The sequence below is a fragment of the Microbulbifer sp. MKSA007 genome (assembly GCA_032615215.1).
In the GTDB taxonomy this organism is placed as follows: domain Bacteria; phylum Pseudomonadota; class Gammaproteobacteria; order Pseudomonadales; family Cellvibrionaceae; genus Microbulbifer.
In genome coordinates, this window is record CP128433.1 from 2,569,511 (window position 1) to 2,592,851 (window position 23,341).

Annotated in this window: 19 protein-coding genes; 12 read left to right on the plus strand and 7 right to left on the minus strand. The window is 42.9% G+C overall.

Going from position 1 to position 23,341, the window contains the following annotated elements; all coding sequences use genetic code 11:
• From QT397_14320 to QT397_14340, 5 genes are all read left to right on the plus strand, one after another.
• On the plus strand, window positions 1–354 hold the full coding sequence (locus QT397_14320) for a hypothetical protein (protein WNZ58462.1): 354 nt from the start codon (window positions 1–3) through the stop codon (window positions 352–354).
• 182 nt (window positions 355–536) lie between these two features.
• A complete protein-coding gene (locus tag QT397_14325) occupies window positions 537–680 on the plus strand; it encodes a hypothetical protein (protein ID WNZ58463.1) in 144 nt (47 codons plus the stop codon).
• A gap of 272 nt (window positions 681–952) precedes the next feature.
• Window positions 953–2,091 (plus strand): IS3 family transposase gene (locus QT397_14330; protein ID WNZ58464.1). Its coding sequence is split into 2 segments (ribosomal slippage): window positions 953–1,202 and window positions 1,202–2,091, totalling 1,140 coding nucleotides; the frame shifts between segments, so codons are not numbered across the junction.
• A gap of 179 nt (window positions 2,092–2,270) precedes the next feature.
• A complete protein-coding gene (locus tag QT397_14335) occupies window positions 2,271–2,594 on the plus strand; it encodes a hypothetical protein (GenBank protein ID WNZ58465.1) in 324 nt (107 codons plus the stop codon).
• 289 nt (window positions 2,595–2,883) lie between these two features.
• A complete protein-coding gene (locus QT397_14340; GenBank protein WNZ58466.1) occupies window positions 2,884–3,354 on the plus strand; it encodes a hypothetical protein in 471 nt (156 codons plus the stop codon).
• Between the two features lie 535 nt (window positions 3,355–3,889).
• Here the strand turns inward: QT397_14340 and QT397_14345 are convergent.
• Window positions 3,890–4,144 carry a hypothetical protein gene (locus QT397_14345; GenBank protein WNZ58467.1) on the minus strand — a complete coding sequence of 85 codons (255 nt, stop codon included), beginning with the start codon at window positions 4,142–4,144 and terminating at the stop codon, window positions 3,890–3,892.
• A 29-nt stretch (window positions 4,145–4,173) separates the two neighbouring features.
• Window positions 4,174–4,380: a hypothetical protein gene (locus QT397_14350; protein WNZ58468.1), complete on the minus strand. Its 207-nt coding sequence runs from the start codon at window positions 4,378–4,380 to the stop codon at window positions 4,174–4,176.
• 249 nt (window positions 4,381–4,629) lie between these two features.
• Between QT397_14350 and QT397_14355 the strand changes: the two genes are divergently transcribed.
• From QT397_14355 to QT397_14370, 4 genes are all read left to right on the plus strand, one after another.
• Window positions 4,630–5,226 carry a hypothetical protein gene (locus QT397_14355; GenBank protein WNZ58469.1) on the plus strand — a complete coding sequence of 199 codons (597 nt, stop codon included), beginning with the start codon at window positions 4,630–4,632 and terminating at the stop codon, window positions 5,224–5,226.
• An 850-nt stretch (window positions 5,227–6,076) separates the two neighbouring features.
• Window positions 6,077–7,141 (plus strand): hypothetical protein, encoded by a 1,065-nt coding sequence (locus QT397_14360; protein ID WNZ58470.1) that lies wholly within the window; start codon window positions 6,077–6,079, stop codon window positions 7,139–7,141.
• Window positions 7,142–8,718: 1,577 nt separating this feature from the next.
• Entirely contained in the window at window positions 8,719–10,023 is a 1,305-nt protein-coding gene (locus tag QT397_14365; GenBank protein WNZ58471.1) for a hypothetical protein, read from the plus strand.
• Between the two features lie 524 nt (window positions 10,024–10,547).
• Window positions 10,548–11,429: a DMT family transporter gene (locus QT397_14370; GenBank protein ID WNZ58472.1), complete on the plus strand. Its 882-nt coding sequence runs from the start codon at window positions 10,548–10,550 to the stop codon at window positions 11,427–11,429.
• Between the two features lie 250 nt (window positions 11,430–11,679).
• Here QT397_14370 and QT397_14375 read toward each other — a convergent pair whose 3' ends face one another.
• The 4 genes from QT397_14375 to csrA all read right to left on the minus strand — a co-directional run bounded on the left by QT397_14375 (window position 11,680) and on the right by csrA (window position 16,449).
• Window positions 11,680–12,513 (minus strand): histone deacetylase, encoded by an 834-nt coding sequence (locus QT397_14375; protein ID WNZ58473.1) that lies wholly within the window; start codon window positions 12,511–12,513, stop codon window positions 11,680–11,682.
• Window positions 12,510–13,013, minus strand: a complete 504-nt coding sequence (locus tag QT397_14380; protein WNZ58474.1) for a hypothetical protein — start codon at window positions 13,011–13,013, stop codon at window positions 12,510–12,512. The genes QT397_14375 and QT397_14380 overlap by 4 nt, the downstream gene beginning before the upstream one ends.
• 353 nt (window positions 13,014–13,366) lie before the next feature.
• A complete protein-coding gene (locus QT397_14385) occupies window positions 13,367–15,562 on the minus strand; it encodes a hypothetical protein (GenBank protein ID WNZ58475.1) in 2,196 nt (731 codons plus the stop codon).
• Between the two features lie 713 nt (window positions 15,563–16,275).
• On the minus strand, window positions 16,276–16,449 hold the full coding sequence (gene csrA / locus QT397_14390) for a carbon storage regulator CsrA (GenBank protein WNZ58476.1): 174 nt from the start codon (window positions 16,447–16,449) through the stop codon (window positions 16,276–16,278).
• Window positions 16,450–17,175: 726 nt separating this feature from the next.
• On the opposite strand from csrA, the gene ltrA reads away from it, so the two are divergent.
• Complete coding sequence (gene ltrA, locus QT397_14395; GenBank protein WNZ58477.1) at window positions 17,176–18,474, plus strand: group II intron reverse transcriptase/maturase; 1,299 nt, start codon at window positions 17,176–17,178, stop codon at window positions 18,472–18,474.
• A 699-nt stretch (window positions 18,475–19,173) separates the two neighbouring features.
• Here ltrA and QT397_14400 read toward each other — a convergent pair.
• Window positions 19,174–20,004: a sulfite exporter TauE/SafE family protein gene (locus QT397_14400; GenBank protein ID WNZ58478.1), complete on the minus strand. Its 831-nt coding sequence runs from the start codon at window positions 20,002–20,004 to the stop codon at window positions 19,174–19,176.
• A 627-nt stretch (window positions 20,005–20,631) separates the two neighbouring features.
• Between QT397_14400 and QT397_14405 the strand changes: the two genes are divergently transcribed.
• Together QT397_14405 and QT397_14410 are read left to right on the plus strand one after the other, a co-directional pair.
• On the plus strand, window positions 20,632–21,327 hold the full coding sequence (locus tag QT397_14405) for a YopT-type cysteine protease domain-containing protein (GenBank protein ID WNZ58479.1): 696 nt from the start codon (window positions 20,632–20,634) through the stop codon (window positions 21,325–21,327).
• Between the two features lie 852 nt (window positions 21,328–22,179).
• Complete coding sequence (locus tag QT397_14410; GenBank protein WNZ58480.1) at window positions 22,180–23,325, plus strand: hypothetical protein; 1,146 nt, start codon at window positions 22,180–22,182, stop codon at window positions 23,323–23,325.
• Window positions 23,326–23,341 lie beyond the last annotated feature (16 nt).

A 23,341-nucleotide genomic window follows, 5' to 3' on the forward strand; every position in this document is an offset into this window, starting at 1 on the left:
ATGAATAACCCATTGGCGGCGACTGATCCTACGGGCTATGCCCCAGAGGGCGGTGACACCGGGCAGAAGCACAATGGGCGCTCTAAGAGCGAGGATAATCCTACAACTGAGAGTGGGCAGAGAGCATTAAAAAGTCAGAAAAAGAGAAGAGGTCCCCCGAGCCACAGTACTGCGGCGAGTAGGATTGATCGCAGTAAAGGGCAGAAAGCTGATGTATCAGGTAGTGGGGGTAGCATATCGGCTTCCTCTATAACCGTAGGGCAAGAGGCTATTACTGATGCCGGTGAGGGGAGTCGTTCTGGTGGGGCAAGTGAGGAGAGTCAGGCTGATGGGCAGAGTAGAGGGGGGATGTAACTACTGCTAATCAGTCTCAACCTGAGGGAGGTGCTTCTGCTGCGAGTTCAAATGATGGTGCACAAGAGAAGTGGAAACAGCGCTACGAGTTACTTAGATTTAAGGTTTTTAAAGGTGTCCAGGAAGGATCCGATACGCCTATTCAGTTAAGTCAGCTAGATATAATTACTATCGCAGAGTATATGAGTATTAAGGCTGATGGAGTTAACCCTATAAATATTTCTGAATTTTCAGAAAATTTCATTAGCAAGGCAGACACATTTTTATATGGATATGCTAATCAGGAATTTTATGTTGATAATATTGGGGTCTTCAAAGGGGGTTAAATAAACTATATTGGTGTTGGTGTATTTGTTGGGCGTTATGGATTTTCTGAAGCTACTCTAAATACACTCGTAGGCGCTTGGAATGTAAATGATGTTCTTGCTGGTAAAGGAAGCTACAATTTATATTAGGCACAAACCGGGGGGCTTTGGTCAAGATTTGGTCGAGACTATTACAATATTAAGTGATGATGTAAATGATTAATAAGCTTTGTAGTGGTCTAATCCTTCCGGACACTTCGCTAAGATGGTAAAACTACCAAGCGAGGTGAAGTATGACAACAAAAGGTACACGTCGGCATTTCAAGCCGGAATTTAAGAAAGACGCCGTAGCGCTAGTCTCTGAGCAAGGGTATTCAATTTCTAAAGCAGCAGAGGTTGTAGGAACAACAGCCAATAACCTGCGACGCTGGATAAAGGAACTGAAGCAGGAAGAAGACGGTGTGAGGTTGGATGTAGGTGAGCGCGCAGAATTAGAGCGATTACGACGTGAAAATAAGCAGTTGCGGATGGAGAAAGAAATCCTAAAAAAGGCCAGCGCCTTCTTTGCGAAAGAAATGAAATAAAGTACAGCTTTATTGAAAAACAGCAAGGCAGCTTTCCTGTTAGGGTGCTCTGCCGGGTAATGCAAGTAAGTAAAACTGGTTATTACGATTGGTGTTGCCGTGGTAATAGCTCAATAGATGCTCAAACATGGCAACTATGCCATCGTTTGAAGGCCCTATTTGCAGAATCTAGACAGAGCCTGGGAAGTCGTCGGTTAATGAAGCTGTTACGTAAAGAAGGCTTTGAAGTCGGGCGCTATCGAGTCCGCAAGCTCATGAAAAAGCTAGGCTTGGCAGTAAAGCGTAAGAAGCGATTTACACTGACGACAGACAGTAAACATCACCTGCCGGTCGCAGAGAACCTTCTGAATAGGGAGTTCTCACCGAGTGCTAAAAATCAAGTTTGGACGACTGATATTACATATATTTGGACTTCGCAGGGCTGGTTGTACTTGGCGGTAGTGATTGATCTCTATTCGCGCCGGATTATTGGTTGGCATCTAGATCGGAAGATGGAAACGGCCCTGGTAACTCGTGCGTTGATGATGGCTGTCAATTTGCGTTCGCCCCCAAAAGGTCTCCTGCATCACTCTGATCGTGGCAGTCAGTATGCCAGCCATACCTACCAAACGTTATTGAGTCAGCATGGGATGGTGTGTTCAATGAGCCGTAAGGGAAATTGTTGGGACAACGCACCGACTGAACGTTTCTTCAGCAGCCTGAAGCGGGAGTGGGTAACGGGAAACCTATATCCGACAAGGGAGGATGCGGTAGCAGATGTAAGAGCCTATATTGCTTATTACAACTCACGAAGAATACATACAACACTGGGAGACCTAGCCCCTATCGAATTTGAGAAATGTGCTTAAAGAAGTGTCCGGTTGGAGTTGACCACAACACTTTTTAACTTTACTGTTATTTTTTTCTTGGGCTATTCCTAATTGCATCATATTTTGTGATTCAGTTTAATTCGGCTACTAGAGCCCCTTGTTCTAATTTGCAGTCTTTATCTAAAGACGAAGTGTTATTGGAGCAGTTATGGAGTGGTGTGGAAAATGTACTTAGTAATTTCTCAAATTATCGAGTAGATCACTCAAGAGTTGGATTGATGTACGCTGAGAATGCGTACAATAACTTTGATATTGATTGGGAATTATTTGATATCCCCGTTAATATTGCTTCACTAGAATTTCATGGAAGAAATATCGATTATGGTCATTTTGAAGTCTCACAGGTTGAGAGCATAAAAGTTGGTTATGGTTATAGACACTATTTGGAATTCAAGCTAGCTCCCCACTCGGTTGGTGCAGATCAAGAAAAAGTAAATGATAAATTAAGATATACGGAAGTTCTTATTGAGTGTAGGGAGTAATTGCACAAAACATGCGACAGCAAAGGGCAAATGAAATTGCTGCTGAGGTAACGAAACAGGGGTACTTCCTTAATAAAGGAGAAACGGGTCTACTATATGAGTTAAATTCGGACCTTGAGTTAAAGGTAAAGTTGGATGCACGGTACTTAACTGTTGATATGAAGAGTTGGTTAAATCAAGGAAATTGGCTCAGAAATCTAAACACGTTAACTGGACCTACTTCTTGTTTACATTGCGGTACAGGATATAAAACAGATTTTTACGGAGATGTAAATGTGAGGATTTTCAAATGATGTTATCTAGAAGAGTCTATTTGATTGGCTTACCTCTATTACTAGCTCTGTTAGTATTTGGGTATTGGGTTGTGGGTGACCCACTATCTCCATTTATTTATACTAAAACAGATGATTTTTATAGCCATATATCAAAAGAAGACTCTCCAGATCAGCAACTAAAAATGGTAGTTCCTTATGGAGTGTTTTTTGTCAAAAAGGAAGGGAGTTGGGTGCATGTAGCACGAATGGATGTTTCGGTTATTGAGTGCGATGCTTTCAATGGAAAACGGGACGAAGGCACGATATACAAAAAGCATTTGGAATATTGGTTTTTAGATTTAGATACAGAGAAAGTAATTGGTCCGTTGGATGAAGCTAGAAGGCAGCAATTTATAAAATCAAATGAATTGCAAGAATATGCAACCAAAATTCCTGAGTCATACTTAAAATATGTAAATGACTATGAGTCGGCGTGTGGCGACTAACCCTTAGTGTATAAGCTATTATTCTGGACACCCAAAGACTGGAGAGAAGTGCGAGCCGTGTTTTTAGTGCCAGCTCTAGCGACTATTTCTTTCTGATTTAGTGTTAAGGTGCAGTGGAAGACTGAGAAAATATACTTGGGTTGGAAATCGTGGTTTGGATACAAGCCGGGAAGAGAAGTATCGATAGATTGGGTGGTAACTAGCAGGGTGCTGAAGAAAGGAAGCGCCGACAGTCGCCTATACCGTGCACCCAGCGTTTATTGAGCTGTATACAGGCTTGCTGTACTGTCTCTACTGATCCCACCAATCCTTTAAAGCGACTTTCAAAGTTTCTGTTGAGGTATAGCCAGTGTATTGGTGAGATGCCTAGTTGTTTGAGGATGGGTGGCGTACTTTCAGCAATATAACCTCGTTTTCTGGGGTCTAGATGTCGACCACTCCAGTCCACTAGCTCTAAATAGTGATCCAGCCGAAAGGGCAGCCCTTTAGGCCTATTCAGGCGCTCATTGCCAACAAACGGTATTAAGTCTTTGGGCTACTCACCTGAGATTGCTGCACGAATGCGTTGTTGGATCGAGGTGTGATTAGAATCTTCTGGCGTTTTTGCCATATTGGCATGGATAGGGTTGAGGTCGACATAGGTCATACAGGCGGCGAGGGCTCTTTCATCTAATAAAGCCTGGGACTTGAAACGACCTTCCCAAAAGCGGCCTGTACAATTATCTTCAGTATTGGCCTGACGGGCTATAGACTCGTTTAAACAGCGCAAAAACCAGCTAAGATCCATCAAGCGATCTCGCCATAGAGCGATGATTCCCTTTAGTTATCAGTGATCGCGGGTACCCCTTTAAGACTATGCAGCTCCAATTTGTAAGTCTTGAATAGTTTTTGCCTATGAAAGATCACATCGGAGTCAGGCCAACTCAACGCTTTCTCTTGGTCGATAAAAATTACGATATGGTAGCGGTTACTCATTACTGCATAGACCACGATATCAAGAGCGAAGATTGAAACTAGATCATCCATCCTGGATTCAATCCGCTTGCGGTCATGTTCACAGTCATTGCAAGATTATGAATACACGGCAAGCTCAATTATAGCTATCTATAGATTGGTACTATTTGTGTGTAAAATTAAAAAATATCAAGAAAATTATCTTGACCTCTTTCCACTCTATATGGTTAATTTAACTCCATAATATGACAAATAAATAGTATCTTATTGTTTTTAATATTGAGCCGATTTTTATATGGGCTAAAAGAGAAGAGTATTTCGATGATCAAAAAAATAGGTGTGATTACTTTATTGCTATTTTTAGCTTCATGTGGATCTCTCCCTTTTAATATTCCAAGCAATTACGTGCTTAATCCACAGTCCGGAAAGGGAGTGGCTGTTTTTTCAGTTACTGAAAATTGTCCTTCCAATATGAGTATAAAATATAGAAAATTAGGAGGAAGATCAGAGGAAGCTATTGCTATTAATCAGGAGAGTGCTCTTCGCCCTGCACCTTTGCAGTGGGAGTTTCCTTGTGGCAGGGTAATAATGCGAGAGCTTTCTGCAGGCGATTATGAATTCTCCTCGTTTATTTTAGTTGATCCCATCCCTGGAGTTACTTATATAAAACCAAGGAGGCTACCTGAGAAAAAGTTTACTATTGAGTCAGGGCGGATTACATATGCTGGTCATTTGAAGTTTACTTTCAGTGATAGCTTTGCAACGTTCTCATTAGAAATTGAGAATCAATGGGAGAGAGATTCTGAATACCTCCACTTACATGCTCCAAAAGTTGATAGTAGTCTAACTATTTTTCAGGTTGATCTTGAGGGTGAGGTTTTTTCTGGGAAAGCCACAGGTGTAAACATTATTTACTAAATAAATGACAGTGAATTTAGTGTTCTGCATGTGTTGGAGTAATTGATTCGGAATCCTCACATGTTAAGGGTGACTTTTGTGGGTGTCTTAACTTATTAAACTGATCACCGGTATCGATGGTCTCAGTGTGGGCTGCGACAGCAACAACCAATTCAGTCGCATCTAACGCAACGGCATAGTGGTCAGTGCTTCTATGGCACCCATATTGATGCTTATAAGGAGATTGAGACAGAAGGGAGTAACATTACCACCAGGAGTTTCGCTAAAGAGCGCACTGCTTAAGGTGGCTATCTGGTAATACTCATGAAAACGAAACCACCGAGCACAGCACCCTGATTGCGATAAAGTCAATGTTTTGCTGGTATACTCAGTCGTGCGAGTACGGGGGAACTCTCTCAGAAATGGCGCCGTACTTTCTGGGGTTTCAATGTCGACCACTCCAGACTATTAGCTCTAAATAGTGATCCAGTCGAAAGGGAAGCCACTTAGGTATATTCAGTCGCTCATCTCCTACAAGTGGTAATAGCTCTTTAGGCTGTTCGTCTGTAATTGCTGCATGAAAACGTCATTGAGTCTAGGTGTGATCAGAACTTTCTGGGGTTGTTGCCATTTTGGCTCAGATAGAATTGAGATCGATATAGGCCATGCAGGCGATGAGGGCTCTCTCATCAAGTAAAGTTTGGAACTTAAAGCGTCTTTCCTAGAAGCAACTTACCTATTGCACCGGTATCTATGAGCTTTGTGCAGATCTAGTGGTTATGTAGAATCGATTATTATAAATGTTGCGTGGGTGTAGCGCGTCCTCGTTCTATACTATTGGCAGTAATCTCCCGACTGGGAAGAGCCTGCAATGAATAAAGTAAAACCTTTTCGGAAGCTTGGGGCTCAGGAAGCACTCTTTGTAGAGTTGACCGAAAAGTCTAACGGTGCAGTTCAACTAGCCGTCTTCTTCAGGACCTGTAGGTCTCTGGGTGTTGAAGAATTACTAAAGGGAATGGAATTTCTCCATAATCTGCACCCAATGCTCCGTTCTCGTGTAGAAAAAAATCATCATGCTTATTGGTTCTGTGATGTAGCTTTTAAAGCTATTCCTTTTGAAATAAAGCATGATGCATTGCCTTTAAATTATCAGGAAGAGTTTAAGCGATTAGGAAGTAAAGTTCTTGAGCTGGATAAATATGCTTATCGTTTCACGGTTTATGTGAATGAGCATGAAGAAGTAAAGTGGATTGCTTTTATGGTAAGCCATGCTGCCATGGATGGACGCTCCTTATTACTCCTAGTTAGAGATTTGGATCGGTACTTGAGAGGCGGGGCTGAAGATGAATCCTCTGCTTCGATAATGAAAAAATCGGTGGTGGATTATGTTAGTTCCATAAAACACCTTAATAAAAGACAGTTGGCAGTTGGTGACGGAAATGATATTTCTCCAAAGTGGCCTGTAGAGCAGGCAGTAAATGCTTCCCTTCGAAAGGGATGTTCTATGTATCGGGTCCTACCCAAAAAATTATTTTCTCTTTTGTATTTACTTTCAAAACATGAGAATGTGCAGGTCACCTCTATCTATAATGCCATTGCGATTATAGCCGCCCAGTCATTACCAGGTTTCCGCTCAACAGCAGAGTTAATGTTGCCTATAAATGCACAATGTTTGTGTAAACACCAGATAGAACGGGATGTTATTGGGGAATGTACAATTGCGTTAACTATATCCTTATCATCAAATGAAACTAGTCTTGACTTATTGAGCCTCGCACGTTTAATTCAAAGAAAATTCTATTTACAGGTGAGGCGAGGGAATTTTTTAAACCTCCAATTGTGCCCGATTACAGCCTTGTTGATATTAAACATTTGGCTAAAGATTCTAGTGCTGCTAAAGGTTACTTTCCCTCTGGGATTTGCGTATCCAATGTAGGAGATATAGGTGAGTATACGGGCCCTTTGGAGTTCTTTGACTTTGGTGTAGTTATGACGGTACAAACACATGGAGAACACCCGATCATGCTAGTGACTTGTACAATAGATGGAGAAGGGGTGTTCGTTTTTGGATATTGCGAACCGCTAGTTAGCAAAGAAAGTGCTCTAAAGTATGTAGAAAAATATATGAAGACACTAAGAGACTTTTCCGAGAGCAATGATTTACATATAAGTTATTGATCTGCAAAGGATAATGTGAGATTACAAGATCTACCCACAATATCTATATTGAGATCAGAATAGGTCAACACTTGTGTTTTACTGCTTCAACTATCCTCTTCATTAGTCTGGAAGCATCAGTTTTCAAAATAATTCAGGAGGCCTGAATGTTGAATGAAGATGTTAGCAGTGGTGGTAGTGGACCGGGTGTTGCGGTAGTAAGCGATATCTATATAGGGGGCATGTGCTTGCACAGTATTTGATCCTGCTGGTCCTAATGTGTCAATATTTGTAACGCTTTCGCTACGAATTGTGCGACTTTTTTTAATCTAGTTGGATTGTATCTGTACCAAGGAATACTGATGGTGGTAGTAGGTTGCTTTGGAGGGCTTCCATATACTCTGTTAATAGTGCGATATAATTACTTTAGAAAAAAGATTGAGTTATGGGCAAAATCAAATAACGTAGAAATTTTAAGTATAGAAAATAACAACCTAATCAAGAGTAAGTTGATTTGGAAGGTGTCCGATATTCAAGATGTATTTTATTTGCAGGGGCGCGATGAAGAATATTGGGTGGCATGTGGGTCATGGTTTTGGGGGCGTTCAATCGTGAGTTGAAAGTACATAGAGAGTCTAACGGGAGTTTAAGGTTAGTTGCTTCCTGATGAATACAATATTTGACTAAAGGGAGTGGTTGATCCTAAATGATAAATCCAGGACACCAAAAGACTAGAGATGAGAGCTAGTTATATTATTGTAACCGGTACCGAGGGATGTTTCCCTTCAAGTCAGGGCAAAGGTATGGTAAAAAATTAAAAAAACCTAGTTGTGCGATGGAACCCATTAGGTTCGATAAACGCGGCAAGGAGAAGTAACTAGAGGTTGGGGTGATAGTTAACAGTCGCTGAGGAAGTGGATTGATATTTATGAACCTTAATAGGCTCTTATTGTTTTGTTATTGGTTGGTCATATTCTTAATGGTTGTGTTGATTGATTTAACAAATGTTATTGCACATGTGTATTCACTGTTTTTTGATTCAGAGAATGAAAAGTCAATCAACTCAATTCAGATGGGGTGCAAGGTCGGATTTGTAGTTGTTGCTTATCATTTGTTTGTATTTGTTAGGCGGAGAATATTGAGCGGCGTTGACAGTAAGTGAAAGTTCATGAAGGTCCTGAAAGATATCATCAATAAGTAGGTGGAAAGAGATCCCATTACCTATGGCGCCGAGATCTATAAGGTTTGTGAGAGTCTCGTGGTTATCTAGAATCGATTGTTATAAATGTTACAAGGGTATAGCGCTTTCTCGTTCTATACTATTGACAGTGATCTCCCGACTGGGAAGAGCCTGCAATGAAAAATACAAAACCTTTTCGTGAGCTTGGAGCTCAGGAAGCACTCTCTGTAGAGTTGACTGAAAAGTCAAATGGCGCAGTTCAACTAGCTGTCTTCTTCAGGGTATGTAATTCTCTCGGTATCGAAGAATTACTAAAGGGAATGGAATACCTCCATAACCTGCACCCAATGCTCCGCTCTCGTATAGAAAAAAATGATCATGCCTATTGGTTCTGTGATGTGGGGTTTGAAACTATTCCTTTTGAAATAAAGCATGATGCAATGCCTTTAAATTATCAGGAAGAGTTCAGGCGCTTAGGAAGTAAAGTTCTTGAGCTGGATAAATATGTGTATCGTTTCACGGTTTATATGAATGAGCAGGAAGAAGTAAAGTGGATTGCTTTTATGGTAAGCCATGCTGCCATGGATGGACGCTCCTTATTAATCTTGGTTAGAGATTTGGATCGGTTCTTGAGAGGGGGTTCAGGAAGTAAACCCTCTGCTTCGATCATGCAAAAATCGGTGGTGGAGTATGTTAGTTCCATGAAACACCTTAAAAAAAGACAATCGGCAGTTGGTGGCGGAAATGACGTTTCTCCAAAGTGGCCAGTAGAGCAGGCAGCAAACGCCTCCCTTAGAATGGGATGTTCTATGTACCGTGTCCTCCCTAAAAAATTATGTTCCTATTTACATTTAATTTCAAAGCGTGAGAATGTTCAGGTTACCTCTATTTATAATGCCATTGCTGTTATTGCTGCCCAGTCATTACCAAGTTTTCGCTCAACAACAGAGTTAACGTTACCTATAAATGCACAATATTTGTGTAAACGCCAGATAGATCGAGATGTTATAGGGGAATGTACAGCTGTATTAACCATATCCTTATCATCAGATGAAAATAGTCTCGACTTATTAAACCTCGCACGTTTAATTCAAAGAAAAGTTTATTTGCAATTGCGAAATGGGCATTTTTTTAAACCTCCACTTGTGCCTGATTACAGCCTTGATGAGATCAAAGATTTGGCTAAAAATTCTAGTGCTGAGAAAGACTATTTCCCCTCTGGGATTTGTGTATCCAATGTAGGGGATATCAGTGAGTATACAGGCCCCTTAATGTTCTTTGACTTTGGTGTGGCTATGACTGTTCAAACACATGGAGAACACCCCATAATGCTAGTGACTTGTACAATAGATGGAGAAGGGGTGTTTGTTTTCGGGCATTGTGAACCGCTAGTTAGCAAAGAAAGTGCTTTAAAGTATGTAGAAAAATATATGAAGACACTAAGAGAGTTTTCCGAGAGCAGTGATCTTTATGCAAGTTAGCGATCGGTAGGGCATAACTCGATTTTAGTAAACAGGGTGTGGGTACAATCGTCATATTCAAGCGGGCGGCTATAGATTCTTACGCTCCACCACCAATTTGAAGTAACTTAGGGCTGCCAACCACCCTTGTGCGGTGAAGTCCAAAGGGTTTGATATAAACCGCAAGGAGAAGTAACTAGATATTATGTGGGGTTACGTCTGGCAGAAAGGAAGTGCCGACAATCGCTTATGCTGTATATCTGTTGAGGCAGAACTGGGGACAGGATTAATACTCTTGATCTTAAAGTGGTCAAAGCTCAGATTTCATATTATGAAGTTCATATTTTTTGTTACAGGGAAACTGACGCCGGCAGGCAAGTAATTACTGCGTCAAACTCTTTGGCTTGCCCAATAGGAAATGAATCAATCGGGGGCTAATGTTACATAGAGTCCTGCTCTGTAATGACCCGCCCGATACATAAATGAAGGCATCATTATTACCCCTCAGGCAGGTTTGACCTCTAATTGCCAAAGGTAGTGACAGTTTGCCATCTACTTATCAAAATCATTCCCTGGGTGTTGGGTTAGCTCTTCTCGGCGGAGTGCTGATGGGGTGTCTTGGTATTGCCGGTAAGCTGGGTTCTGGTGCAGGCCTTAGCCCATTTCTGCTATTGGCTGCACAGGTCATATTGCTTGCTCCATTGTCGGGTATGTTTCTTCTGATGCGACAGGGGGTGGCGGGGATAAGGCCGGTGAATCCCCAGATCCTTGTCCTTCGCTCCATATCAGGTTTTGTCTATTTTGCTGCCTTCTATTGGGCGGTCAAGGGCATACCCATCGCAGATGCGCTGGTGCTGGAAAGCACGAATCCATTCTTTGCCATGTTGATGGCCCGAGTATTCCTCGGTCACCGGGTTAGTATCGCCACTATCTTTCTTGCGATATTGGCATTCTTGGGCGTATGCCTCATTTTGATCCAGCACAGTGTTCAGGGCATTTTCAATCCCTACTCACTCCTTGCGTTGCTAGCGGGAGTAGCGCGTGCAGCGGGTAGTATCACAACCGGTGTCGCAGGCCGGACCGAGCCACCTGAGCGCATCATGTTCTATTTCGCTGTTGGGATGTTGGTCTTTAGCTTATCTATTGTATTCTGGGAGGATGCGAAGGTAGAGACATCGTCGCTATGGATTCTCGCGATTCCAGCGCTGCTGTTTGTTCCACAGAATCTTGCTTACACGATCGCTAATCGTGTTGCACCTGCTTACCTCGTTGGGGCACTGTTTTACAGTGCGATCCTCGTCGGTGTGTTAGCTGATCGTTTTATGTTTGACACAGAATTCGGTATCCGTGGTGTGATAGGCATGGGTATTACGGTTGCCGCTGGTCTTGGGTTGGCTTGGTTGCGGGCGAAAGAGCTCAAAGAGTAACTTGGTGCTCAGTACTCCAGCGTCAATCAAGTGCCTAAATACTCAAAAATCTATGGAAAAATTTGGTGGGTTAGGGAGCGGTTGTTTACTGGGCCACTTTTCTCAATGACAGAGGCCTCTCCAGAGCTTCAATTTGTTACCTTTTTTGCCTGGTAAATCGCTAAGTCAGCTATTAGACGATAGGAGTTTTCGGAGTAGCCGCCACTGGTTACGGTGACCATAGGCGCATCCAGCGATTGAATCTGGTCAACTAGCCATTGGTCCCTTTTTCTGGCCCCATCGATACTGACCTGGAGCCCCCCAGCTTGTCCTGGGCAATAATATCTGTGCCTGCATTGTAGATAACCAGTTTAGGCAGTGGGCTCTGCTTAATGAAGTCCGAAAATTCTGACTCCAACCGACTGAGGTAACCTTCAGTATCTGTTCCTTGCTTTAGGGGTACTAAAAATGGCCAGCGAGATTCCTGCTCATCGGGGTGCAAGCCGGGGTAGGCTTGCATATTGTACATATCAAAGATATGTATATTGGGGTCCTCCATGGCCCAGTCAGCAAACCCATTCCCTCTATGGGCATCAAGGTCAATTACCCAGATATTGTCATCTGGTGAGAGCAGGTGCTGTTCGCGGGCACGATTAATAGCAATGGCTACATCGGCGAAAGCACAGAACCCCTCACCGTGACCAGCGAATGCATGGTGATAACCTCCACCGAGATTCAAAGCAGAGGTTTTCTTGCTCAAGGCTTCCCGTACCGCCAAGCAAGTGCCTTCTGCTGCAAAGCGCATTGGTTTCATGAAATATTTATTTAAAACGCCTGCGGGCAGCAAGCGCAGTAGCGGCATCTCTATAACGCGAGCCAGTGTTTTCGATTGATGTAAGCTATCTAAATAGGGCTGCGTATGTACAGATAATAGCCAGTCTTGACTAAGAGGCTCTGAAACAACTCTTAACTCAATGTTCGCTTCTGACTCGGCATTAATCAGTGCCAATGCTTTCTCATATTTACAGCCATCAAAAGGATGCAAGCTGGAAAGCAGCGGCAAGCTGATGTTGTAATTTGGCGAGTAGAATAGCGGTAGGCTCATGAGGTTATCTGGCTTCGAATTTGTAGCGCATAAGCTAACACATCATTGGGTGTCCACATATCAATATGATTACCAAAAAAGCGTAACTGGAAGAGAATACGATGAATAGGACTTGCTGCCCAGTCACTGATTTTGATTCCTCCTTTTCCAGGTGATGCGAACCCTGAGCCAGTCTCAAGTAACCAGGCAACGACCGTCGAGCAATTCTGATCCTTCATATTGTAATGCTTCTGCTCGCCCTTGAAGTTTTCCCAGGCTTCAATCATTTTTGTTTCATTCAGCCCATCGATAAGAATGTTCTGATCCGCATCACCACCCTCGAGGCGTCTATCAACTCGATAACCACTTGGAAAGGAAGGGCTGTGAGATCGGCCGATTTTAAAGTCCTTTTTCCCTGCTGCTGAAGAAGGCCAGTAGCTGATATAGGTGTTATCAATGGTGATGGAAGCATGTCCGACATTCCCGGTCTTTTGCTTCCAGACATGAACAGTAATAGCCATCGCGATCTCCTTATTGCGTAGTGGCTTCTAAATTCAAAACTCAATGAAGAAAGGGCAGTTAGTTCAGTGACTAATTTTATTTAGGCGGGAGGTTAGCATACTTGTATCTGGGTTCGTAGTTTCAAGCAATTACACTGAGCTGTTGCCGTATTATTCTACCGATCCAGTAGTCATTGTGTGAAGAAACAGTAGTTTTGAGTTTTTTATTCGACAAGGTTTTGCTATTGGTCGATAAATAGGTGAATAGCACTTCTTTATCTTTGTAGCTTCTTGAGGTCTATTAGTTGTGTGATAAAAATAGAGAGCAAAATCCTCTATTTTTATCACAGCTAGTTTTACTTTCTATGAATGAATCAATTGGCGCTATTTGAGTGGTAAATCATCGCTTGCCAAACGTTTTGCTTGCCGCCGCCGTAACTATCAATTGTAGGGTTCTTGATATATGACCAAGCGACTTTGCCGTTGCCCAGGAAGACAGGCTCGTCAAGTCCGCCCCAACCAAAATTCGTCAGCTTTACAGGGCCTTCCAATACATTTAGGTCTGCATCAATTTCCATAACATAGTAGGCTTTCGGAACAAGCATCCGCATTGCCCCATTTTTAGCGGAACTGCGGTTATAAGAAAGGTTGTCGGAAATACACTGAAATTGAGCATAGCCAAATAGGTAACGCCCATTTTTCAAGTCGATAAGTTGTGGATCACTGATTTGACAGTCGGGCTCTTCTACAAGCCATTTAAAGCCTTCCCCCTCGATACTTCCTTCACCATCCGCTTTAGCAATACCAATGCGAGTCAGGGATGAGGATTCCAGAGCATCCCCACTGCGTAGCCCTTGTCTTGAAATGGTTGGGTTATCGCTGTTTGACATGTAGGAAAAGAAGCAGTTCGTATCATCGGATGAGCATTGCTGGTCAAAAGGCCCTTCAGTGCTGGTATCAATGCCGTATTCGCTTTGCAGGAAGCGATTCATTTCCTCGTCATCAATGTACTTGGGGGAGACGATGAGAGATAAGTTAGTATCTTCATCCACAGGGACTACAGTATGTCCACCTCCGTTAGAGAAAAATGCATTGTCGGAGGGGATCAGGTAATTGTAGTAACCTTCAAATCTACTGGTAGAAGAAATATCCTCCATTTTGATGGCAATAGTATTTAATCCGCGCGATTGATTATATTGACCACCATCGCTAGTGCAAATTGCTCCATACTTTTCGGTACCAGGATTATAAAATGCCCGGATATTCAAGACATGACCGTAGCCGCAAAGCCAATACCAGCCTCTGTTATTACTGCCACTCATATTTAAGGACCAGTTATCGCGATCAATAACAGTCATTCCAGCAGAATAGTGGGAGCCACCATAGCTGCTATCAAAAACCCGAGCAGTTACTGAGAAAGCGTAGCTGGTGCGGCCTTGGCTATCATTCTCGACATAGATAAGCTCTTGGGCTCCGGCGTGGCCACCTCCGTGCATCTTGTTTACAACGTAGGCCGCAGGCTTCTCGCTAAGGGCTAAGTTATCCCACTCCATTAGCCAGATTTGATCATTATATTTATAGCCATTCTCGCGAATATACTCGACCATAGCGTTATAGTCGGCTTCAGAGAGTTGATCGACAATATAAGCCATCTCTTCTTGCATTTCGTTACCTTTAATTGTCTTAAAGGTCGGGGAATTGCCGAAGTCGGTCTCGGGGAAATTTTCTTTTAGCCCAGGTAGGAAGTCCTCGAACTTTAGTGTGGGATGGTCCGTAAAATAGCCAATGTATTGACTGTGATTGGTAGATATCATCAGGCCGATATCCCTTTCAATACGTCCGTCAATAGCACTGATATTATTTTCCATCTTCATCCAGTCGCTACCGTATTGCTCAACCAGATCCCCTTGAACATCATAGCGCTCGTTTGCCTGGTATTCAGTGTTGCACAAGACCGCAACCCGTGAGCAATCAGCGCTAGCTGCGATACCATGGGCTTCGTAGCATTGTTTTAGAACTGTGGTATTGCCGGTTTGGTCGAAGCTTAGAGTTTCAGGATTATATTGCAGCTCATAAACAGTGCCATAAGTGGTTTCATCTTCTCCACTACCTTCGCTAAGGGTTTTGGAAACAAACATCCTGGGTCTATCAGTGTCGGTTGCGCAAGCTGTGGTGTAACTTCGCATGGGCACAGAATGTAGATTGTCATCCTGATTACTATCTGTTCTGGCTATATAGTGTGGGAGCCCATGGACTTCTTCGGCATTGGTTTGGCCATTCGGCAATGTGATATCCCGGGAAGTAATCTGCGCAAACCCCAGATCAGCCGTTTCTATATCGCCAACAGTCACAGTGCCAGGTTCGTTGTCTGGAAGGGTCCCCGATCCGCTATCCCCAGAGCCGCTACCACTACCTGAACCGCCACCATCCCCAGAGCCTTGGCCCCCGCCATTGTCGTCAGATGATTGGGCTGGGTCCGAATCTGAAGAAGAGCCTCCACCTCCTCCACATGAAGCCAGTATGACTGTAAATGCCAGTGCCAAAGTTTTCTTGCTGAATAGCTTGCTCATAATTTTGCCCGTAAATGTGCGATTGGAATCGATTGTTATCTGTGAAATTGTCGACAAAATCTCATTTTTTGAGTTATTAGAATTGGGAGCGCCATTCTAGTTTTCTTGATCTAGCTTTCTGTGGATTACTTAATAATTTCTCTAAAGGGGCATTATTTTGATAGGAAATCTGGTGAAGTCTCTCTGTTTGAGCATTTGAAGAAGCTTTACATGGAATCACTAGAATTTTTGTCGAAGGCCAAGTAGGGTGGTTGCCATCTTAATTGGTATTGTTGATCCTATAGTTTTTACCAATGATTCTGGCTAGCGCTTTGATAAGGTTTTCAAGAGTGAAAGGGTAGGGGGTTAATTTGTTGCTGGAATAAATTCCATTAAAGTTGATGTGGCTGGAGATAAATGTATTAAACGGTTTGAACTAAGTTGCAGCGTGCGCAGGGGAGGAAGCATCGGCAATAGCCCGCGCTAAGATGTCAGCATTTATTGAACCAAATATAAGTTTTCTGTACTGCTCCCACTATCTCACAAAGTCTGCGCAAAGCCTCAAAAAATTCCGGTTCAGAAATGGTCAGTGCCTGATTGATATAGTGGGCTGTGCCGAGATAGGCGCTGTGCTCTCGGCAACACGGTATTCTTGTCTGAGGTCTAAAAATCTCCAGCCCGTATGTATAAAATCTGAATAGTGGTTTGGTTGAGGCGGCGACTGATAAATAGCTTTAAGGTTTCTGTTTCTTCTTGATACGTATATAGATCTCTTCACGATGAATGGGTAGAGACTTGGGTGCATCTATACCTATCTTCACTTGACTGCCTTTTACTTCAATAACTGTTATTACAACATTTGTTCCAATTCTCAGGTTTTCACCAGTCCGGCGCTTTAAAATCAACATGCTCATTTCCTTCGGAAGCTAAATTATGTGCGGATTCCACACGAGGGGAAGCTGGAAAGTGGTGTGTGGAGGAGGGTTAGGAGGCGCACGAGAACGGTAGGCATAAAAGAAGAAAATACGGATGTAACGCTCCCAGAGCCTAATGAAACACCCTAAGCTCCTGAGTCTAGTCAACTTTATTGAAGACGAGCGGGTTTCTAGCGTATTATCCATACAGCCAGTGCGTCCTGAGTATTTTTTTTTTTTATTTTTTATAAATAAAAAATAAATACGTGCTATCCAGGAGATGGAGGTCGGCCCTCCGTTATCGCTTTGCAGGAAGTGATAACAAACCGCCTCAAGGTGATCGGAGTAAAGAGCTTTGGTTAGAAGCGCTTGAGGAAAAGGCGTAAGAGATACGTCAGGTATGTTGTGTAGAGACGAATGCAAATGAACCACTGATGAGGTGTCGAAAGCGTATTACCAAGATGATGTCAAAACCCGTGCACTGGCTAAGTGCGGGGATAAGCTTGGAGGTTACCTGTTTACCGACCGAGTGGCATCCGGCATAGAGGTGGCGTGAACACACAACAGGCTTTTGGGTGGAACAGGAGAACCTGTCGTCCAGGTGTTAAGGAAGAGCGTCAAGTAGAGGCCCTACAAGACGTTGAGTACCAAGACTGGTCACAGGGGCGGAACAACCCGTAGTAGTGGAGAAGCGGCTGTAATGGACGTGGAGCGAAGGGGTTGTCGTATTCGGCGACTAACCGTGTAATCAACCCAGATGGGGAGGAATTAACGATTAGCGCAAAGCCATTCAATATTCCCAAGCGAGCGGTTTGGGAAGCGTGGAAGCAGATTAAGGCTAATGGCGGCGGAGCGGGGATTGATGAGATAACGATAGAGCAATACGAATCGAGTCTTGTCAAAAACCTGTACAAGCTATGGAATCGGATGTCATCTGGCAGCTATTTTCCATCAGCCGTCAAACGAGTGGATATTCCGAAACTCGATGGCAGCCTGCGACCACTGGGTATCCCCACAATCGAAGATCGCATTGCACAAATGGTGGCTAAGCAACTGCTGGAGCCAGAATTGGAGAAGGTATTTCACCCTGACTCCTACGGTTATCGGCCAGGCAAATCTGCTATAGACGCAGTGCGTCGAGCTCGACAACGATGCTGGGATAGAATCTGGGTAGTTGATTTAGATATCAAAGGTTTCTTTGACAATATTAATCACGAACTCCTGCTGAAGGCATTAGATAAACATAATAATCATCGGTGGGTCAGACTCTATGTACAGCGCTGGTTAACGGCTCCAGTACAACATCGGGACGGACAGCTTGAAGAGCGAACACAAGGTACTCCACAAGGGGGCGTAATTAGCCCGCTACTAGCAAACTTGTTTTTGCACTACGCGCTGGACGCCTGGATGGTGAGAACGCACAGAGATATTCCTTTTGAGCGTTACGCGGATGATGCTGTTTACCATTGTCGTAATCCTCGAGAGGCGGATCGCTTACTGGCGGCTCTAAAAGCACGCCTGACTACCTGCGGGCTTGAGGCTCATCCAGAGAAAACGCGCAAGGTTTACTGCAAGAACAGTAATCGTAAAGACTCCCACCCAGTGACCCACTTTGACTTTCTGGGGTTTCGATTTGGTCCCAGAAAAGCAAGGAATCGCCAAGGGCAGATCTTCACCGCATTTAGTCCTTCAATGAGCCCTAAGGCCTTCAAGAGGATTAAGGATAAGGTCAGGCAATGGCGAGTAATAAACTGGGTGGATCGATCACTATCTGAAATGGCAAAAGTACTTAATCCCGCAATACAGGGTTGGCTGAACTACTATGGTCACTTTGGGCGGAGATATGGTGTTTATCGACTTCAGAAGTATCTTGACCAAACGCTGATGCGTTGGGCCAGGAAGAAGTTTAAGCATCTAAAGCGAAGCTGTTTCAAGAGCTGGGTCTTTATTGGAAAGGTTCGTCAACAAATGCGCGGCTTGTTTGCACACTGGAGAATGGGAAGATTGCAAATGTGCTGAATACGAAGAGCCGTATGAATTGAGAGGTTCACGTACGGTTCTGTGAGAGGTCGAAGGGGAAGTTCCTTTGGTCTACTCGACCTTTGATAGGTCTGATATCAACTTGGTTAGCTGGCCCCTGGTGTTGGCGCACCTTGGGTCAGCGCTTTTACTTTTCTCTTATGTCACTTTACCGTTCTCCTTTTGGGGGGAAGCTTTGATAAAAAATCTTGGAACGATTGATTCTGTTGGACTATTAGCCCTGTAGAAAACCCCTGAATTGCGAACCAAGTACTGATAAATATCTATCGATTTTACGCGGCTTTGACACTAAAACAAACTTAATAAAATCCAATAAGATTATTTTCGTGCCTATATTTTAATGGGCTTTCATTTTTTAAATTTCAATTTCCTGCTGGCAATTTGAACTTGGATCGAAGTATTTTCTAATTTGAAAATAGAGATTACTAATGGCTAAAAATTATCTTTGCCACTTTGAACGCATAATTTTTGGTTGGCATGTATTGGGGGAAAATACAAATCATTGTATTACTAATATCCTATAAGGATGTTTCAGTCGCGTAATCTGAAGGGCTGGCAAGAGTAATTCGACCGGGAGCCTTTAAGACCAGAATGTTTATTGCGAGCATCTGATAATAGATGCTTGGGAGGAATAGACTGTTTACTTCCAATCCGCTAAAAACAATCCAGAGGGTAGGTCTAGCCTAGTCCAGCTAAGAGATTGAAGTTTTGCCAGATAAAACGAACCCCGATAATACAAAGCAGTAAGGCAAAACACAGCTTTAAGCGCTTAGCAGATATTCGGTGAGCAACGCTGGCACCAAGCCTGGCAAAGAGCACGCTGGTAAGTACAATTCCCACAAAAGCCGGCCAGTAAATATAACCACTACTCCACTTTGGTAGTAACTGATTGTCCCACCCTTGCACGGCAAAGCTGATTGAACCAGAAATCGCGATTGGCAGACCAAAGGCAGCAGAGGTTCCGACAGCGAGCTGCATTTTTGTACCGAAGTGCGATAAGTAGGGAACCACCAAGGCCCCTCCACCAATACCAAAGATCGCTGCGAGCCAGCCGATTACTCCTCCGGAACAGATCAGGGGTGCTGCCCCGGGTAAGTGACTGCCATTTTCTTGTGAGGTTGCCGAGGCCAATCCACTTAAGCCCATACGCACGGACATAAATATGGCAAACACGCCAATCAATAGCTGCAACCAAGCACCAGGTAACAAGTCTGCTGTCACGCCGCCCAGCCAAGACCCCACAAGTATCCCTGGAGTCATAATCCAGAATAGGCGCCAGTCAACGGCACCTTTTGCGTTATGTGCCCAGACCGAGCTGACTGAAGTCACGATAATGGTCGCTAACGAGGTCCCCACCGCCATATGGGTCAGCACCTGGGGGGAGATACCCGTGGCAGAAAAAATCAACACCAAAGCAGGCACGATAATCAAGCCCCCACCAATCCCCAAGAGGCCTGCCGCTGTACCCGCGATGGCGCCGAGTAACAAGTAAACAAATAGCATTTCCATAGTGCAATAGTCTAGTCACTTTTGAAGCTAACCAAACACACTGAATCGAGCTGTTTGATACATTAAATTGCTTTTTATGATTTTTGGGATCCAGTTAACTGACGCATTCAAAAATGTATTCGAACGTCCATTAAAAAATGGAGGAAGGTGCATCGGTAGGATTCGCACCTGTCAAGTTTGAGCTCTAGACGGGGCTTATATTGGACTGTATAGGTGCGGTATTAAGCTGGCACTTGAGCTAGATCAGCAAGCTATTTACTTATTTTCAGGCCTCATTACCACTGATCGGTGTTTAGCCTAAAAGGCATCGAAATCACTGGTTTTTTTTGGCATTTGATGAAATTCACCTTACTTGTTTATTTGTGTGGTTAGACCTGAGAAAGCAAGGGAATCATAACTATCAGTATTTTACCAGGATCACAAAATATACTTGCCTGTCCGGACTTAAAGGAAATTGAAGTTTCCTTATCTGCATAATTCAAAATACGTTTCAGGCTAGAGCAAAGACGACTTATTGCACCAAATAATGGTTGCTTTAAGCATTGCAAAATTTACCTTTCATATTCTTTGCATGATTCACAAATAGAATCAGCAATGTAATATGTAATATTGTGGTAAGGACAAACTATGCCAAATGATGCTGGAGCCTCCAATTTTGGAGGTCAGAAAACTTGGAGTTTCAACCAGGGCAATTACAATAGTATGCTTAAAAAGCACCCAAATTCTAAGGGCGGAATTTGTGAAGCTCTAGCGGTAAGTTGGATTAGTAAGGGGCTTCAATCTGGTCTTCAGGATGCATTGTCTACAGGAGGAGACGTTGACAAAACGAAAGTGGCAGTAGTTGCTCAACGTTTTGCCTCCATGTATCGATTCAAATTTAAAGATGGAACTGAGGGAGATCCACTAAAGGGTTTCCAAATGATAAAAGAATCCCAAAAGTATTTGGAGTCTCAAGGCTTCAAGCATATAACTCATGTAGGGAAGGCCTCAAAACAAAAAGACAAGGTTGGAAATCCCCCTTTAAAAGAACAATTTTCCATTGTGTTTGACGGCATTGAAGCAGAACAATGCTTTACCCAGCAGACACAAACAATTTATAGCATGTTAAGGTTTTCTGGGGCTAAGTGGGCACATGCAACAGCATTCAGGATTGAGCCCACTGCAGATAAAACCACATATTATTTTGACCCTAATGCGGGTGAGTTCAAATTCTTAAAATTTGCACAGTTTCGAAAGTGGTATGAAAATTACCATAGCAGCAACAGATTATACCGGACATCCGCAACGATAGGGTTTCAGTTGTTGGCTCACAATGATCGCTAACTTGCACAAATGGTCTTTCCGTTAAAGCCTATTGATACAGAAAATAGTATTAAAAATAATAACCACCAATAGCTCAAGAAATATATATTTATACCTTGATAATCAGCGCCATCCCCATAAATGAAACCTAAAAGATAGTGAAGAGCACACATCTATTTAGCGGGCACTGAAGCGACTGGGGCGCGCTGAATATCAAGGTATGAGGCCATTGATGATCAGTAACCTCAATTTATGTTGCTACTACAATGAAAGTGATGAAAAGCATGAACGCTTGGCAATCAGTATTTGAGCAACAAGGTGTAGCTATCTCACGATTTTTATTGGCGCCACCTAGCCTTTATGGAGTTGGCATCAATATGGGGCTTCAGCCTGGCTTAGGGTAAGGCTAAAAACTTGTAACAGTAAAGCCTCACCATCTAAGGTTGAATATTGATCGCTCCCTTCATTATCTCTAAGTGAGGATAAGGCAATCTTAAAGAGTTGTAGGCCCACTTTCGCAGCTTGGTATACCAATTTTCTAGATGGTGAAAATTATCATCGGATAAGGCTTCGTTAGCTTTAAATTTAATAAATTAACTTGATTAAATATGCGTCTTGCGATAACTCTTTCAGGAATCTATGGGCGTGTAGTTTGCTTTAATTATTACTTAGATACGGATCCCAGGACAAACACATTTGTGTTAAGAGTTGTCGGCTGATAGTCACTGCTTGTATTAAATTTTTCTACGTCTTCTTTATGCTAAGTTACTAAAAGGAAACTCTTGAAGTAATTGGGGCCATAAGATGAGTTGACCAAATTTAAATGATATGTGATCGATTTAAGTGGCAAACCCTCCCTTTTAAGGTGATATCGTGGCTGATAAATCCAACTTTCTGTCCAGACTATTCACGCCGATTGAAGCGCCAGAGAGCTTTGTCCAGCAGCACTTAAAAGGTTATGGCAGTGTATCTACTCTGCTTATAAATGTTGTCACTAGAAGTGACCAGCGCGAAATTACTGATTGTCTAGACAAGCTCTATGACTTAGTTGCATTGACTACCGCGCCTCACCCAAAACGCTTTTACTTAGAAAAGATAGAGGCGCTGAGGAAAGAGCTGACAGGTGCCGTTGGAAGGAAGGTCCTATATAAGAGGTTGGAGGTCGAAAAGATCCCCTTCTACATCCACTTTGATAGCACGTCTGTATGCTTTATAGCAAATCATGATTTTTTTTCCGGTTACACTGGCCTGCTCTTTTCTAAATATGCCAATTGCTTGTTGAAGAAAGATCAGGAGAAGTCAGATGCATATTACTCTTCAATAATACATATATACAAGGGTAATGGGCAATACTCGAATTTTCACCGAGTTATAGGGCTGGCCCAAGCTATATTTATAGGTTTAAGTCTGAGAATGTTTAATAGGAAGGAGAACAAGCCAAATCCATTTCTCTTGGAGGGAAAGGGTTGTATAAAAGGAGATCTCGATGACATCGTGTTGGTGTCAGCTAAAGTTGAATCTAGCGAGATATCTTTCGAAAATGTTTTGAAATCTTTTATAGATAATTTTGTCAGTACTTTCGAAAGACAGCGAGCAAATATATTGATTACCCAAGAGTTCATTCACAATATTCCGGATCAGGGTGAAAGACTGGCTGGGGTAGGAAATACGGCGTCTGGTTTCTATTTTTCTCTAAATGAACTCTCTAGGTATCAAATATACCTATTAAAAAGGTACCATATTGCATATTATGCAATGGTGCTCCTCAACCTGTTAAAAGTTGAGAAGCAAGTTACATCAAGTATTAACGAAGACTTTACATTTAGTTATTTGCCTGCTCGAGAGGTCGACTGTATTGCGACCTATTCAATCACAAGAGATGCACTGGTTTTTGTTATTAGTAAAGCTTCTGATGGTTATCATATTGAGGTTGCTGTTAATGAGGCTATTTTCTCTCTTGATAAGGTTGTTCTGTTTCTGAAATCTTTCTCTAGTGAGATTGAACTATCAGATATCTGATAGACGCTTGAAAAAC